This is a genomic window from Mesorhizobium sp. M0615, assembly GCF_040320805.1.
GTDB lineage: Bacteria > Pseudomonadota > Alphaproteobacteria > Rhizobiales > Rhizobiaceae > Mesorhizobium.
Genome location: NZ_JAMYQI010000011.1, coordinates 82567 through 97086, shown reverse-complemented (window position 1 = coordinate 97086; position 14520 = coordinate 82567). Strand labels below are relative to the sequence as shown.

At 62.9% G+C, this 14520-nt stretch carries 19 protein-coding genes; 9 read left to right on the top strand and 10 right to left on the bottom strand.

All coding sequences use genetic code 11. The annotated features are described in order from the left end of the window. Positions 1-226: 226 nt before the first annotated feature. From ldtR to NKI46_RS20550, 3 genes are all read right to left on the bottom strand, one after another. Entirely contained in the window at positions 227-742 is a 516-nt protein-coding gene (gene ldtR / locus NKI46_RS20560) for a transcriptional regulator LdtR (protein WP_023672997.1), read from the bottom strand. 202 nt (positions 743-944) lie between these two features. Further along, on the bottom strand, positions 945-1367 hold the full coding sequence (locus NKI46_RS20555) for a DUF6163 family protein (protein ID WP_023682398.1): 423 nt from the start codon (positions 1365-1367) through the stop codon (positions 945-947). Continuing rightward, positions 1364-2401, bottom strand: a complete 1038-nt coding sequence (locus NKI46_RS20550) for an enoyl-CoA hydratase/isomerase family protein (RefSeq protein WP_023672999.1) — start codon at positions 2399-2401, stop codon at positions 1364-1366. The genes NKI46_RS20555 and NKI46_RS20550 overlap by 4 nt, the downstream gene beginning before the upstream one ends. A 180-nt stretch (positions 2402-2581) precedes the next feature. Here NKI46_RS20550 and NKI46_RS20545 point away from each other — a divergent pair, with 180 nt between their 5' ends. Next, positions 2582-3088, top strand: a complete 507-nt coding sequence (locus NKI46_RS20545; protein WP_023705074.1) for a pyridoxamine 5'-phosphate oxidase family protein — start codon at positions 2582-2584, stop codon at positions 3086-3088. Between the two features lie 88 nt (positions 3089-3176). Further along, entirely contained in the window at positions 3177-4232 is a 1056-nt protein-coding gene (gene hemB, locus NKI46_RS20540; protein ID WP_023724522.1) for a porphobilinogen synthase, read from the top strand. A 34-nt stretch (positions 4233-4266) separates the two neighbouring features. On the opposite strand, the gene NKI46_RS20535 is transcribed toward hemB, so the two are convergent. Continuing rightward, positions 4267-4593, bottom strand: a complete 327-nt coding sequence (locus NKI46_RS20535; protein WP_023693250.1) for a DUF1330 domain-containing protein — start codon at positions 4591-4593, stop codon at positions 4267-4269. Positions 4594-4769: 176 nt separating this feature from the next. Between NKI46_RS20535 and NKI46_RS20530 the strand changes: the two genes are divergently transcribed. Both NKI46_RS20530 and NKI46_RS20525 read left to right on the top strand, forming a co-directional pair. Beyond that, positions 4770-5465 carry a winged helix-turn-helix transcriptional regulator gene (locus NKI46_RS20530; protein ID WP_023682403.1) on the top strand — a complete coding sequence of 232 codons (696 nt, stop codon included), beginning with the start codon at positions 4770-4772 and terminating at the stop codon, positions 5463-5465. A gap of 109 nt (positions 5466-5574) precedes the next feature. Further along, positions 5575-6219, top strand: a complete 645-nt coding sequence (locus NKI46_RS20525; protein WP_023727512.1) for a dihydrofolate reductase family protein — start codon at positions 5575-5577, stop codon at positions 6217-6219. A gap of 228 nt (positions 6220-6447) precedes the next feature. Here NKI46_RS20525 and ppk2 read toward each other — a convergent pair whose 3' ends face one another. After that, positions 6448-7368: a polyphosphate kinase 2 gene (gene ppk2, locus NKI46_RS20520; protein ID WP_023682405.1), complete on the bottom strand. Its 921-nt coding sequence runs from the start codon at positions 7366-7368 to the stop codon at positions 6448-6450. Positions 7369-7608: 240 nt separating this feature from the next. Between ppk2 and NKI46_RS20515 the strand changes: the two genes are divergently transcribed. After that, complete coding sequence (locus NKI46_RS20515) at positions 7609-8652, top strand: aldo/keto reductase (protein ID WP_352747871.1); 1044 nt, start codon at positions 7609-7611, stop codon at positions 8650-8652. Between the two features lie 20 nt (positions 8653-8672). Here the strand turns inward: NKI46_RS20515 and NKI46_RS20510 are convergent, their stop codons facing one another. Further along, positions 8673-9644, bottom strand: coding sequence for a glycosyl transferase family 90 (locus NKI46_RS20510; protein WP_023700560.1), 972 nt, complete (start codon positions 9642-9644; stop codon positions 8673-8675). A gap of 178 nt (positions 9645-9822) precedes the next feature. Here NKI46_RS20510 and NKI46_RS20505 point away from each other — a divergent pair, with 178 nt between their 5' ends. Next, positions 9823-9981, top strand: coding sequence for a hypothetical protein (locus NKI46_RS20505; protein WP_023673009.1), 159 nt, complete (start codon positions 9823-9825; stop codon positions 9979-9981). 72 nt (positions 9982-10053) lie between these two features. On the opposite strand, the gene NKI46_RS20500 is transcribed toward NKI46_RS20505, so the two are convergent. After that, positions 10054-10287 carry a DUF982 domain-containing protein gene (locus NKI46_RS20500; protein ID WP_245259900.1) on the bottom strand — a complete coding sequence of 78 codons (234 nt, stop codon included), beginning with the start codon at positions 10285-10287 and terminating at the stop codon, positions 10054-10056. Between the two features lie 109 nt (positions 10288-10396). After that, complete coding sequence (locus NKI46_RS20495) at positions 10397-11062, bottom strand: GntR family transcriptional regulator (RefSeq protein ID WP_023736463.1); 666 nt, start codon at positions 11060-11062, stop codon at positions 10397-10399. Between the two features lie 150 nt (positions 11063-11212). Here NKI46_RS20495 and NKI46_RS20490 point away from each other — a divergent pair, with 150 nt between their 5' ends. Beyond that, on the top strand, positions 11213-12478 hold the full coding sequence (locus NKI46_RS20490; protein ID WP_352747683.1) for a multidrug efflux MFS transporter: 1266 nt from the start codon (positions 11213-11215) through the stop codon (positions 12476-12478). Between the two features lie 43 nt (positions 12479-12521). Continuing rightward, on the top strand, positions 12522-12896 hold the full coding sequence (locus NKI46_RS20485; RefSeq protein WP_023697462.1) for a DUF423 domain-containing protein: 375 nt from the start codon (positions 12522-12524) through the stop codon (positions 12894-12896). Positions 12897-12932: 36 nt separating this feature from the next. On the opposite strand, the gene NKI46_RS20480 is transcribed toward NKI46_RS20485, so the two are convergent. Together NKI46_RS20480 and NKI46_RS20475 are read right to left on the bottom strand one after the other, a co-directional pair. Beyond that, the gene (locus NKI46_RS20480; protein WP_023697463.1) at positions 12933-13076 is read right to left on the bottom strand and encodes a hypothetical protein; all 144 of its coding nucleotides are present in this window, start codon (positions 13074-13076) and stop codon (positions 12933-12935) included. Positions 13077-13139: 63 nt separating this feature from the next. Continuing rightward, positions 13140-13283, bottom strand: coding sequence for a hypothetical protein (locus NKI46_RS20475; RefSeq protein WP_023705079.1), 144 nt, complete (start codon positions 13281-13283; stop codon positions 13140-13142). A 147-nt stretch (positions 13284-13430) separates the two neighbouring features. Between NKI46_RS20475 and NKI46_RS20470 the strand changes: the two genes are divergently transcribed. Beyond that, the gene (locus tag NKI46_RS20470; RefSeq protein ID WP_352747678.1) at positions 13431-14513 is read left to right on the top strand and encodes a LacI family DNA-binding transcriptional regulator; all 1083 of its coding nucleotides are present in this window, start codon (positions 13431-13433) and stop codon (positions 14511-14513) included. The last annotated feature ends 7 nt before the right edge of the window (positions 14514-14520 follow it).

Sequence of the window (14520 nt, the reverse complement as noted above, 5' to 3'; positions counted from 1 at the left end):
AAGCGGACCGCGATGCGACATTACAGGCGCGCGAACAGCTTTCGCCGCCGCATCACCCGCATCCCCGCTTCCACCGCGAATATGGCGGCAACGTGGCTTACGACGAATTTGGAAGCGCCGGCGGCTCGAAAAGAAAAGGCCGGTGCTTTTCGGCACCGGCCTGTTGGCTGAGACTTTCCTCCGGCCGCGCTTCTTCCGGCGCAGCTGCTATTCAATGGCCCGCTGATTACATCCGGTAGGCGATGGTGTCGTTCCAGAAGCGATCCAGGCGCTGCAGCGCGCGGTTCATCTGCTTGAACTCTTCGCTGTTGATGCCGCCGACCTGTTCGATCGAGCCGACATGGCGCTCATAGAGACCGGCGACGACTTCGGCCACTTCATTGCCCTTCGGCGTCAGCGAGACGCGGACCGAACGGCGGTCGATGCGCGAGCGCTGGTGGTTGATGAAGCCGAGATCGACCAGCTTCTTCAGATTGTAGGAGACGTTCGAGCCGAGATAGTAGCCACGCGAGCGCAGCTCGCCGGCGGTCAGCTCGGAGTTGCCGATGTTGAACAGAAGCAGCGCCTGGATGGCATTGATGTCGGAACGGCCATTGCGGTCGAACTCGTCCTTGATCACGTCAAGCAGACGGCGATGCAGACGCTCCACCAGCTGCAGCGATTCCATGTAAAGCGAACGGATAGCCTCGCGGCGATCGTCGGATACGTTGGCGGTCTTCGCCGCCGGACGCGAATTGATCATTGTCTTTGCCTCTCGTTTGTCGCCTGGTGATTTTTTGTTTTTCACCTTGATTGCGACACTATCGAATACTCATAAAATTCGACTTAAACGCTAGGGCTAACAAGAGCTTACCGGTAATAGGTTTCGCAAGACGCTTAACGAACGGTCACCCGAGCAAGGATAATTAACCTAAAGATTTACCCAATGGCTGCGGGGCGGCGTTTCAGGCGCGAGCGGGGCGCTTGCGCATCCAGATGACAACGCGGAAGGCGATGTAGAGCAGCGCGACCGCGGCATGCGAGAAGACGATGAGCGGCCGGTGGCCGTACAGATCGGGGAAGCCGGCATACATGATGGTCTCGGTGACAGCACAGATGAACCAGATCACCGGGCCCCACGACGCCAGCATCCAGAGGCCGGCGGCGGCGAAGGGGAAGAACACGGCCAGCATCACCGCCACGACCTGCCAGTGCACCGGCATCAGGTCGAAGCGCCACAGCGGGCCGGGATAAAAGCCGATCAGCCGGATCCAGTACAGGATGCCGAACAGCAGGCAATAGCCCGCTATGACGCGCTGGAACCAGGCGAAGATGATCTCGACACCCGAGGGCTGCAGCACGATGCGCCGCGACGTGACCTCGCTCACAGTTCGAGCTCCCGTTCGAGCGGCGCGAAATAGGCGTCCACCGAAGCAGCGTCGACCTCGGCCAGGCTTGCCGGCCGCCACTGCGGCGTCGAACCCTTGTCGACGAGGACGGCGCGGATGCCTTCATAGAAGTCGTGCCCGGCCAGCATGCGGTTGAGGATGCGGAACTCCATCTTCATGCAGGCTTCCATCGACAGCGTCAGCCCGGCGCTGATCTGGCGCCACGCGACATTAAGGCTGGTCGGCGAGCGGGTGCGGATGGTGGCCAGCGTCTTGGCGGCAAACTCGTCGGCGCCTGCCGCCCGCTCCAGGCTCTCGAGGATTTCGGCGAGCGAGGGTTGGGAAAAATGCCGGGCAATGGCTTCCAGCACCGGCTGGCCGGTCTCGCGCCTGGCCGGCACGAAAAAGCCGCGCAGCACCGATTCCGGATCGCCATTGGCGCAGAGCCGATCGAGAAAGGCAGCCTGGTCGGCGGCCTTGATGGTGTGGGTGGCCAGGCCAGACCACAGCGCATCGCCATAGCGAATGCGGTTGCCGGTCAGCGCCAGATACATGCCGAAGCTGCCGCCAAGGTCGGGCAGAAGATGGCTGCCGCCGACATCGGGGAAGAAACCGATGCCGACTTCGGGCATGGCGAACTGGGCGTTCTCGGTCAGCACACGCTGCGAACCGTGGAAAGAGATGCCGACGCCGCCGCCCATAACGATCCCGTCGATCAGCGCGACATAGGGCTTTTTGTAACTGTTGATGCGGGCGTTGAGCCGGTATTCGTCGGCGAAGAACTCGACCGGCGGCTTTCCGGCGCGGGCCTCGTAGACGTGCATGATGTCGCCGCCGGCGCAAAACGCCCTGCCCTCGGCCTTGACGATGACGACATCGACGCCGGTATCGCGCTCAAAAGCGTCGAGCGCCTTGTCCAGCGCCTTGATCATGCGATGTGTCAGCGCATTGAGCGCCTGCGGCCGCGTCAGCGTGACGACGCCTGCCTTGCCCAACCGTTCGAAGCGGATCTCGTCGCCGCCGCCAAAATCCATCGTCAGAGAATCCCTCCCCGCGCCTGCGGGACTGAAGTGCTAAAGGTGGCGCATGGGTGCGTCAACCGGCGGGCGCGGTTTGGATTTTCGCAAGGGAACGCGACCGTGCTTTGCCCCCGACAGAAATGCGCGCAAAATTGCCGGGCAAAACAGCCTTTCTTCTGATGCAGGGACAAACGCATGACGCTTGAAACCGCAGCGCCGAGCCATGGCTGGGAGATGCCGAAAAAGTTCGACCCGGATGATGTTCTCAGCCGCCCGCTGATGGCCAATCTGGCGACCGTGACCGCTGACGGCGCGCCGCGCAACGCGCCGATGTGGTTCATCTGGGAGGACGCTGCGATCTGGCTGCTCGGCTCGACCGGCGCAAGTGCTGTCAAACACCTCGAACGCGACCCGCGCTGCGCCGTGGAGATCGTCCATTTCGACAATGAGGCCGGCATCCTGCTGCATCTCGGCCTGCGCGGCGTCGCCACCATAGAAGCGATGGCGCCGAACCGCTTCAAACGGCTGCTGCACAAATATCTCGGCCCGGAGGCGACCTGGAACCGCTGGTTCATCGACAATGTCGCCGACATCGGCCATCCGGACGGGCGCCTGATCCGGCTCGCCCCGGAGAGCACCTTCACCAACAATGTGTCGTTGTTCAAAACCGGCCCAGAACTGGCGTGGCCGCCAAAGCCGTAAGCACCGCGTCATCGGCTGGCACAATCGTGTCGCATTGGTCAGCGGCAAGGCCTCGTGGTAAAAGCCGCCTCGACCCGGAGTTTTTGCGATGAACAAATTCACCCCCGCGACGAGCAACAAATTCGCGCCGGCAAAGCCCGCCGGTGCGCGCAGCGTCGACGAGATCACCGGCAGCCGCCGCTTGCGGCGCATGCGCAAGGCCGACTGGTTGCGCCGCCTAGTGCAGGAAAACCGGCTTACGGTGAACGATCTGATCTGGCCGATCTTCGTCATCGACGGCAAGAACACGCGCGAGCCGATCGCCGCCATGCCCGGCGTCTTCCGCCTGTCGCTGGACCTCGCCGTCAAGGAGGCCGAGCGGGCCGCTAAGCTCGGCATTCCGGCGATCGCCACCTTCCCCAATGTTGAACTCAGCCTGCGCGACCAGACGGGATCGCACATCCTCGACCCGGAAAACATCATCAACCGCGCCACCCGCGCCATCAAGGACGCGGTGCCGGAGATCGGCATCATCACCGATGCGGCGCTCGACCCGTTCACCTCGCACGGCCATGACGGCATCTTGCGCGACGGCATCATCGTCAATGACGAGACGGTGGAACAGGTGACCGCCGCGGCCGTCATCCAGGCGGCGGCCGGCGCCGACATCATCGCGCCGTCCGACATGATGGACGGCCGCATCGGCGCCATTCGCGACGCACTCGACGCCAACGGTTTTTCGGATGTGGCGATCATGTCCTATGCGACGAAATTCGCCTCCGCCTTCTATGGCCCCTATCGCGAGGCGGTGGGCACCGCCGGCCTGCTCAAGGGTGACAAGAAGACCTATTATCTCGACCACGCCAATTCCGACGAAGCGGTGCGCGAGGCCGAGCAGGATATCGCCGAGGGCGCCGACATGCTGATGGTCAAGCCCGGCCTGCCCTATCTCGACATCATCCGCCGGCTGAAGGACGAGTTCCAGATGCCGACCTTCGCCTACCAGGTGTCAGGCGAATATTCGATGATCAAGGCGGCGGCCGCCAATGGCTGGATCGACGGCGAAAAGGCGATGCTGGAATCGCTGCTCGCCTTCAAGCGCGCCGGCTGTGACGGCATCCTGACTTACTTCGCGCCGGAAGTGGCGCAACTGCTGAAGGGTTAGCCGGAACCTGGATGCTCCGGGTTCCGGCTTTTCCTCACGCCTTTGGCAAATAAGGAATCGTTCCGGCGAGATCGGTATCGTCGATCAGTTGGAAGCGGCTGTCGCTGCCCTTCTGACGCTCCGCCACAAACGGAGCGTATTGCGGATCGTTGGTGAAGGCTTCGGCTGCCTTTGCCGACGGAAACGCCATGATGGCGATCAGGCTGGTGTCGAGCGGCTTGCCCTCCAGCGTCTTCACATTGCCGCTGCGGGCGAGATACTTGCCGCCATGCTTGTGGACGAGGTCATGCACCGAAGCGGCATAGGCCGGCACCCATTTGTCGTCCTTCACCTTGATGTCTGCGATCACGTAAGCGGTCATTGTCCAACTCCTCATGGATCGGCACCGGACTGCCCGGTGACGTGACCGCTGCCTCGCATGGCGGCGCCGGACCGCTCCAGTCACAGAACTGTACCGGGGGTGCCAGTACAGCTTCTGTACTGGCTGAACTCAGGTTTTCTGAATAAGGTCCGGCAACATCTTTTGGAGCTCACCACATGACACAAGCCGGTTACAAGCAATTCTGCCCGCTCTCCATGGCCGCCGAGCTGCTCTGCACACGCTGGACCATGGTGCTGCTGCGCGAACTGGTGGCGGGGTCGACCCGCTTCAACGATTTGCGCCGCGGCGTGCCGAAAATGTCGCCAACCCTTCTGTCGCAACGGCTCAAGGACCTCGAGGCCGGCGGCATCGTCGAGCGGACCGAGATCGCGACCGAGAAGGGCGTGTTCGAATACCGGCTGACCGAGGCGGGCCGGGATTTGCGCCCGGTTGTCGAGGCGATGGGGTTTTGGGGCCAGAAATGGGTCGAGGCCAGGCTGTCGCTCAAAAACCTCGATCCGTCGCTGCTGATGTGGGACATGCGGCGCAATCTGAACCCCAGTCCGCTGCCGGACGGGCGCACCGTGATACAATTCCTGTACCATGACCTGCCGGCGTCAAAACGATCGTGGTGGCTGATCGTCGAAAAGCAGGGCGAGGTCGATCTTTGCTGGTACGATCCGGGCTTCGACGTCGATCTCTACGTCTCGACCGATCTGTGCACCATGACCTCGATCTGGATGGGGCTGACGACAGTTCACAAGGAACGCGACAAGATCAGCCTGACCGGCGATCTCGACGTCGCCGGCAAGATGCAGATCTGGCTTGGGCTCAGCCCGTTTGCGGTGATGCCGAAGCGCGTGGCGGCTTGAGGTCCCTGCGCATTCCACAGATCGGCTTGCCTCTAAAATACTAGTTGCAAAATGCAATCAGTTTGAATACTGATTGCAAATCACAACTGGTCATCAAAGGGAGTCTTCCATGTCCAAACTCCGCGTCAATGCCTTCACCTTGTCGCTCGACGGTTTCGGCGCCGGTCCTGACCAGGACCTGCAAAATCCGCTCGGCGTTGGTGGCGAAGATCTGCACAAATGGATGACCGGCACCCGCACCTTCCACGAGATGGTCGGCAAGGATGGCGGCAGCACCGATGTGGACGACCGGTTCACCGTCCGCAGCTTCGACAATGTCGGCGCCTGGATCCTCGGCCGCAACATGTTCGGTCCAATCCGCGGCGAATGGCCAGACGAGAGCTGGAAAGGCTGGTGGGGCGACAACCCGCCCTATCATGTGCCGACCTTCGTGCTGACCCACTACGAGCGCGACTCCATTGTGATGGAAGGCGGCACCATTTTCCACTTCGTTACCGGCGGCATCCACGCCGCGCTCGAACAAGCAAAGGCCGCGGCCGGCGGCAAGGATGTCCGCGTCGGCGGCGGCGTTTCCACCATCCGGCAATATCTGCAAGAGAAGCTCATTGACGAGTTGCATCTGGCGGTGTCGCCGGTGTTGCTCGGGAGGGGCGAGAGCCTGTTTGCCGGGCTGGATATGCTGAAGCTGGGTTACCAGTGCACCGAGCAGGTGGCGACAGCGCTCGCCACGCATGTGACGATCAAGCGGGTGTAAGCCTCATTTGGGAAAATTGCGATCCGTCGCGCCCCCTCTGTCCTTCCGGACATCTCCCCCACGCCGGGGGAGATCGGATGTCGCGCCGGCTTTCGCCACTCATCAACGTAGCAAGAAGGGCGCCATCGGCGAAGCTGCCAATCTCCCCCCTTGTGGGGGAGATGTCCGGCAGGACAGAGGGGGGCGCGAAAGAATGCCGTCCTCTCGTGTCTTCAATTGCGAAGACGCTCAATACTTCTCCGGCACGTAAAGCTCGCGCGGCAGGACCTGGCGCTCGTACTCCGGGTTGAACACCCGCTCGGGCAGCGTGATTTCTTCGTGCGGCACGTCCTCATAGGGCAGCTGTTTGAGGAGATGGTCGATGCAGTTCAGCCGCGCCCGCTTCTTGTCGTTGCCTTCGACGATGTACCACGGTGCCTCGGGGATGTTGGTGCGGGCAAACGTCTCTTCCTTGGCCTTGGTGTACTGCTCCCAGCGCACGCGCGACTGCAGGTCCATCGGCGACAGCTTCCACTGCTTCATCGGGTCGTGGATGCGCATCATGAAGCGCATCTGCTGTTCCTCGTCGGTGATCGAGAACCAGTATTTGACCAGCGTGACGCCGGAGCGGACCAACATGCGCTCGAACTCCGGCACGTCGCGGAAGAACTCTTCGACCTGATCGGGTTCGGCAAAGCCCATCACCCGCTCGACGCCGGAGCGGTTGTACCAGGAGCGGTCGAACAGCACGATCTCGCCGCCGGCCGGCAGATGCGGCACGTAGCGCTGGAAATACCACTGCGATTTTTCGCGCTCGGTCGGCGCCGGCAGCGCCACGACGCGGCAGATGCGCGGGTTGAGGCGCTGGGTGATGCGCTTGATGACGCCGCCCTTGCCGGCGGAATCGCGTCCTTCGAAAACCACCACCAGCTTCTTCTTGTGGTAGGCGACCCAGGACTGCAGCTTGATTAGTTCCGACTGCAAGCCGATCAGGTCGCGGAAATACTGCATGCGGTCGATCGACGGCGGATGCGCGTTCTTGTAGATCTTGGAGATCTCCAGCGACAGCGCCGGCTCCGACATTTCAAGCTCATAGTCCTCGTCGAGCATGTCGGCGAGTTCGGCTTCCAGCCAATCCCTGGCCGGAGAATTCTGCTTCAACTCGGTCATTTCCACTGCTCCGCTTGCCGGCTGACATGAAACCCTGAGCCGACTTGATATAGGCCGGCAATGACGGTTTTATTGCAACCCGCCAGCCAGCCGATCATCGCTGCAAATCGGCGAGGCATGGCTGATCCATCGCCGTGGCATGGCGACAAGCCGCTCAAATTGTCCTACAAATGGCCGACCCGTTCGGGCTGCCCGCCCTTCTCCAGTAAATCCCCACCCGCCAAAATTGCGAGGACCGACATGGAATACAGCACGCTTGGCCGTTCCGGCTTGAAAGTTTCGACGCTGACCTTGGGAACCATGACCTTCGGCGGCAGCGGGCCGTTCGCTGCCGTCGGCAATTCCGATCTCGCGGAGGCCTCGCGCATCATCGACACTTGCATCGATGCCGGCATCAATCTCATCGACACCGCCAATGTCTATTCGAACGGATTGTCGGAAGAGATCATCGGCGAGGCGCTCGGCGGCAAGCGCAAGAACGACGTGCTGATCGCCTCCAAGGCGCGCATGCGGATCGGCAAGGGCCCCAATGACGAGGGCCTGTCGCGCCATCATCTGATCCGCGAATGCGAGAAGAGCCTGAAGCGCCTCAGGACAGATGTCATCGACATCTATTTCCTGCACGAATGGGATGGCGCGACGCCGCTCGAGGAAACCATCGCCGCGCTCGACACGCTGGTTGCCCAGGGCAAGATCCGCTATGTCGGCTGCTCCAACTATTCCGGCTGGCAGGTCATGAAGGCGCTCGGCATCAGCGACAGCCAGCACCAGCCGCGCTTCGTCACCCAGCAGATCCACTACACGCTGGAAGCACGCGAGGCCGAGTATGAGCTCTTGCCGATCTCGGTCGACCAGGGCCTTGGCGTGCTGGTGTGGAGCCCGCTCGCCGGCGGCCTGATGTCGGGAAAATACCGCCGCGACAGTCCGACGGCGCGCCAGATCGGCGGCTGGTCGGAACCACCGATCCGCGACGAGGACCGGCTGTGGCGGATCGTCGACGTGCTGGTCGACATCGGCGCCACTCGCGGCGTCTCGGCGGCCCAGGTGGCGCTGGCCTGGCTGCTTGGCCGGCCGGCCGTCAGTTCGCTGGTGATTGGCGCACGCAACGAGGCCCAGTTGAAAGACAATCTCGCCGCGGCAAGCCTGACGCTGTCCTTTGATGAACGCCAGCGCCTCGATGCCGTCAGCCGGCCGCCGGTGCTCTATCCCTACTGGCACCAGCAGTTTACGGCGAAGGACCGCTTCGGCCCGGCCGATCTGGTTATGGACCGCAGCGTTATCTGACTTAAGGGCGCCGGAAGCGGCTAGCCCGCGATAAACCGCCAGACCTGCGGATCGGGCTCGATCTGGCCGCTGAGCACGAAATATTTGTAGAGCACGAGCAGGCAGATCGCCTGCTCGGCCCGCTCGTCGGCGAATTTGCGGCAATAGGCGTTGGCCGCCGCAACGATGCGCTGGGCCTCGGCCGGATGCTGCTCGAGATGATGCACCCGCTCGGCCAGATCGCTGAAGTCGGGCGCCAGCGGCACATAATGGACATCGGGCTCGAGCTGCCCCTCGGCGAACCAGGTCTCGTAAGTCGGCGGCGGCATCAGGCAGAGCGAGTTCGAGCTCATGATCCATTTCAGATTGGTCGCGACATCATTGCCTTCGAGCGAGATGATGTAGCGGTAGCGGCGCTGCTGATCGATGCTGAGATAGGGCTTGCGGTATTCCGCAGGTGCTGTCGCCCTCGGCGTGCCGACATCGCAGAACGGCAGATTGCGGGCTGCATCCAGCAACAAGGTGCGGATCGGATTGTTGAGTTCGCCGCGCCAAACGACGAGCGGATGCTTGTCGGCGAAGGCGACATCGTCGGCCGGCATGTAGAAATGACGGAACTTGTTCAGCTTGAACAGGACGCCGTTGCCGTTGTCGCCCGCTATCGGCCGGTCCTTGACGATCGACGGCATCTTCGGCACTTCGATGACGTCGCCGAATTCCAGGTCGATGCGCAGATCTGGGTCGAAATAACGGGTGAACTCCTTCAGATCGTAATAGTACATGCTGCGGTCCGACGGCAGCCGGCTGACCGGCACGGCCTCGGGGCTGGGGCTAAAAGGCTCCCGCAGCGTGTTGTAGTAATTGAGCCGCTGGCGGACCGATGCGTCGGAAAGCCTGGCCTGATCGAGCAGCCGGCCGAGCCGGCGCCGGAAAAGAACCGGCGGCGCGATGTCGCGCATGGCGTTGCGCGCATAGTAGATCAGCTTCTGTGCGTTTCTTTGAAGCGTGGCCATCGGTCGTTTTGATTCGAAATCGGTCGGCGGCGGCTCCAGCAACTGTCCCGCAGCCTTTTCTAAACCATTGTGTTCGCCATCACGCAAGTCCAGAACCGCTGGCATCTGCCCTCGCGGCGCTGTTGTGTTTGCCGGCCAATGCTTCTAGGCAGGATCAGGCACAGCGAAAGGAAACGATATGGCTCGACCACCGAATTACGGTCAGGAACGCAAAGAGCGCGACCGGCAGAAGGCCGCCAAGAAGGCGGAGAAGCTCGCCGCCAAGGTCGCGGCCAAGGAGCGCGCCGAGCCTGAGAACGAGGCAAGTTCCAAAACCGACACCGAGACAGAAAAATAGGCAAGACAGGATCACCGGCCCGCGAAACGGGCCGGATCCTGGCAAAATGCCGGTGTGATCAGGCCGATGTGATCAGGCCGGGGCCTTGTCGCTGACGAAGACGTTGACCTCGCGCGCGGCGGCGATGAAGGCGCGTCTTGCAATCATCGCCGGCTTGTCGCCGGCCAGCGCGTCATGGCAGGCCTGCAGCGCTTCGCGGTGCTTGGGGCTGCGCTTGCCGGGCCAGCTGTTGAGCAGGTAATCGGAAGCCTCACGCACCGTACGCAAGAGCTGAGTGCTTCCCTCCGTGCCCGACTTAACGGTCACGGGTGTTTCAAATCGGTTGTTTTCCATGGCCGCCTCTTACGCCATCGGCGTCCGCGAAGCGAGGCCGAAAGCGGATCGCGACGGCGTTCTTTCGTTTTCGTGACCGGTATCAAGCGGCGACGACGGCAAAACCCCTGGCGCGCAGGCCGCGCCGGTCATTGTGCAACGACGTCACCAGGCGGTCGCGGCTGCCGGCGATATGGGCCGAAAGTCGCGCCGCCGCCGCATCGGCATCGCCGGCCCGCACCGCCGCCAGAATGGCGTGATGCTCGCTCCAGGCGCGGCCAAGGGCCGCCTCGTCGCGCACCTCCAGCCAGCGCGCCCGCGACAGGCGCGTCATGGCATCGCGCACGGCCCGAAACAGGAACTCGTTGCCGGAGAGCCGCGCCAGTTCGATATGGAAATCCATGCCGACGCGGTGCCATTCCTCGCGCGGCGTGGCAGTGTCGCAGGAATCCAGCATCGCCTCGATGACATCGGCTGCGCTCCTGTCGGCCAGCGCCGAAGTCAGCCTGACCGCCGCGACCTCGACCGCTTCGCGGTACACAGCGATCTGTTCCAGTTCGGCAAGGTTGATCGGCGACACGGTCCAGCCGCGCCCGTCGCGGCAGATAAGCCCTTCCGTCTCCAGCCGCAGCAGGGCTGCCCTGACCGGCGTACGCGAGGCGCCGAAGCGGCTCTCGATCCAGCGCTCCGTCAGCCGCTCGCCAGGACCGACCTCGAGGCCAAGGATCATCTCGCGAAGCGCTTTTTCGACGATCTGCATCTGCGACATAGTTGCTTCCATTGCTGGCGATCGGCCTTGCCCATTGGTCTTGCCGATCACATTGAGGGCGCCTGATTGACAGCAGCCGGGCTTTGCGTCCATGAGGGTGCCAAATTGGTATCCCAAAATGGTATCCGCAGCAAGCGGACAGGACAGGACATGCCGCAGGACAGTGCAGCGCAGGCCGCCGAAGCGCCTTCCACCTACAACATTCATTGGCGGCGCAACCTGTTCGTGTGCTTTGCCGGATCGTTCAGCACGCTTGTGGCGATGACGCTGTTGTTGCCGTTCCTGCCGCTCTATGTCGAGCAACTGGGCGCCGTCGGCCACGCGGCGATCGTGCAATGGTCGGGCATCGCTTTCGGCGCCACCTTCCTTGCCGCCGCCCTTGTCGCGCCGCTGTGGAGACGACTGGGGGACCGTTATGGCCGCAAGGTGATGCTGGTGCGCGCCAGTTTCGGCATGGCGATCTGCATGTCGCTGACCGGCATGGTGCAGACCGTCTGGCAATTGGTGCTTTTGCGCCTGCTGATCGGCTTTGCCGGCGGTTATTCCTCAGGCTCGACGATCCTTGTCGCCATGCAGACGCCGAAGAAGCGCTCCGGCTGGGCGCTCGGCGTGCTGTCGGCCGGCATCACCGCAGGCTCCCTGGTCGGCCCGTTGCTTGGCGGCGCGCTGCCGCCATTGATCGGTATTCGCGCCACCTTCCTCATCGCGGGCGGCGTCATTTTCCTGGCGGCGCTGGCGACGACGTTCCTGATCAAGGAGATGCCTCGCCCGCCAATGCAGGCACAACCCAAGGAGAAACCAAAGGGCGGTTGGGCGCAGATCCCCGACAAACGCCCTGTCGTGGCGATGCTGGCAACCGGCATGCTGTTCACCTTCGCCAACATGTCGATCGAGCCGATCATCACCGTCTACGTCCAGCAACTGGTCGCGGACGCAAGCCGGGTGACGCTGGTCTCCGGTGTCGTCATGTCGGCGGCGGCGCTGGGCGCCATCCTGTCGGCGTCACGGCTGGGCAAGCTCGCCGACCGCATCGGCCACTGGAACGTCATCGTCGCATCGCTGGCCGTCTCGGCGCTGCTGTTGATACCGCAGGCCTTCGTCACCGAGAGCTGGCAGTTGGTCGGGCTGCGGTTCCTTATGGGTCTGGTGCTGGGCGGGCTGTTGCCCTGCATCACCAGCGTCATCCGCCACAATGTTCCCGATGGGGTCGGCGGCAATGTGCTGGGCCTGGCAATCTCGGCGCAATATGTCGGCCAGGTTGCGGGGCCGCTGCTGGGCGGCTTCGTCGGCGGCCATTTCGGCATGCGCGCGGTGTTTCTCGGCACGTCGGTGCTGATGGCGGGCGGTGCCGTGTATAATTGGCTGGCCCAGGCGCGCCGCACGCGCGACATGCTGGCGATATCGGAAAAATCCTGACAGACAGGTTGCGCCGCCTATCGTCAATCACGGAGCCCGAGACATGAGCATAGCCGAGTCAGCACCAGCAAACAGCGCGCGCATCCTCGTTTTCGCCGGCGGCCTCGCCGGCGCGGCGGGCGTGGCGCTGTCGGCGGCATCAGCGCATCTCGGCGGCGCCTTCGTCGGCACTGCGGCATCCTTCCTGATCATGCATGCGCCGGTGTTTTTGGCCGTCGGCCTCGCCGGCGCAAGCCGGATCTTGCGGATCGGCAGCCTGGTGCTGCTCGTCGGGCTTGTTCTGTTCTGCGGCGATCTGCTGGCACGAGATTTCGTAGGATCGCGGCTGTTCCCGATGTCGGCGCCGATCGGCGGCACCTTGCTCATCGCGGGCTGGCTGGTGATCGCGGCCTCGGCGCTCGTGCGACAACGGACCTGACGGGGCAAGAACCCTGCCCCATCAAATATCGCAGATTTAATCCTGCCGGCTTTCCGGCAGCAGGTCGCGGTTGCGCTTGGCAGGCTTGGTCGGCCGCCGCCGTTGCGGCTGCTCCGTGGCAGGCGAGATACCCCAGTAATTGCGATAAATGTCTTCGAACAGATGTTTCACGGGATGCATGTTCGTTCTCCTCTTCAAGAACTTGAATCGATCCAATCAACTGGCAAGAAAATGTCTGGCCGATCAGCTGCGCTTGCGTTTCACAAGGTATTGCAGGTCACGCCTCCACGGCCCGACCTTGTCGCGGCGCTTGCGGGTGGCGGCGTCGGAGACTATGCCCCAATCATTACCGTAGATGTCTTCGAACAGATAATTCACGGGATGCATGGCACCCTCCTCTTGAATCGATCCAAGTTCTAATTGGTGAAATCCCTTGGATCGATTCAAATATAGACCCTCTCGGCCGTCTGATCAAGGGAAAATTTGAACCGATCCAACTAAAGTGCTAAATAGGCTCCGGTTCAGGAGACGAAAATGACGGTATTGACCTCCGGCAAGACGAGACCAGTGCGGCTTGCCGACATCGCCAAGGCGGCCGGGGTCTCGCACGGAACCGCGTCCAACGTGTTCGCTCGCCCGGAAATCGTGCGCGAAGAGGTCCGCGAGCGGGTCAAGGCGGCGGCGGAAGCGATGGGCTATGCCGGCCCGGATCCCAAGGGCCGGCTGCTGCGCGCCGGCAAGGTCAACGCCATCGGCGTGGCAACGGCAGAACCATTGTCCTATTTCTTCGACGATCCCTTTGCCCGCGTCATGATGGCCAGCATTTCGCAGGCCTGCGACGCCACCGGCGCCGGAATTTCGCTGGTCTCGGCCGCCAACAGCGAGCAGCTCGCCTGGAACATCCAGAGCGCCCTGGTCGACGGCTTCATCGTGTTCTGCATCGAGGGTGGGTCGCGGCTGGTCGAACTGGCGCGCGAACGCAAACTGCCTTTCGTGGCGCTTGATCTCGATTCGGAAAATGAGGCGGTCGCTGCGATCGGCGTCGACAACGTCGCCGGCGCGGGTCTGGCGGCGCGCCATCTGGCCGAGTTCGGCCATCGCAGCTTTGCCGTACTCGCCCTGGAATCTGCCGACGCTGGCTTTGGTCCCGTCACGCAGGAGCAAGTCGAGACGACATCCCTCTACTCGGGCACACGCGACCGTCTGCGTGGCTATTTCGGCGAGCTCTCCCGCTTCGGCATCGACGTCTCGCAAGTGCCAATCTACGAAACCCTCAATGACGAGGCGAGCGTGCGGGCCGGCCTCGATCATATTTTCGCGCTGCCGCAGACGCCGACGGCAATCCTGGCCATGTCGGACAAGATTGCGCTGCATGCGCTCGACTGGCTGCGCGAGCGTAACATTGCCGTGCCGGGCGATGTGTCCATCGTCGGCTTCGACGGCGTGCCGGAAGGCGCCGACTCCGAGCCGCCACTAACCACCGTCGCCCAGCCGATCGCCGAGATGGGACGCCTGGCCGTCAAGGCGATCCTCGAAAATGACGGCTCGCAGCACCGGCAATTGCTGCCGGTCGATCTCGTGGTGCGGGGGTCGTCCGGCCCCTCGCCTGCTGGCTAGGCGGCTG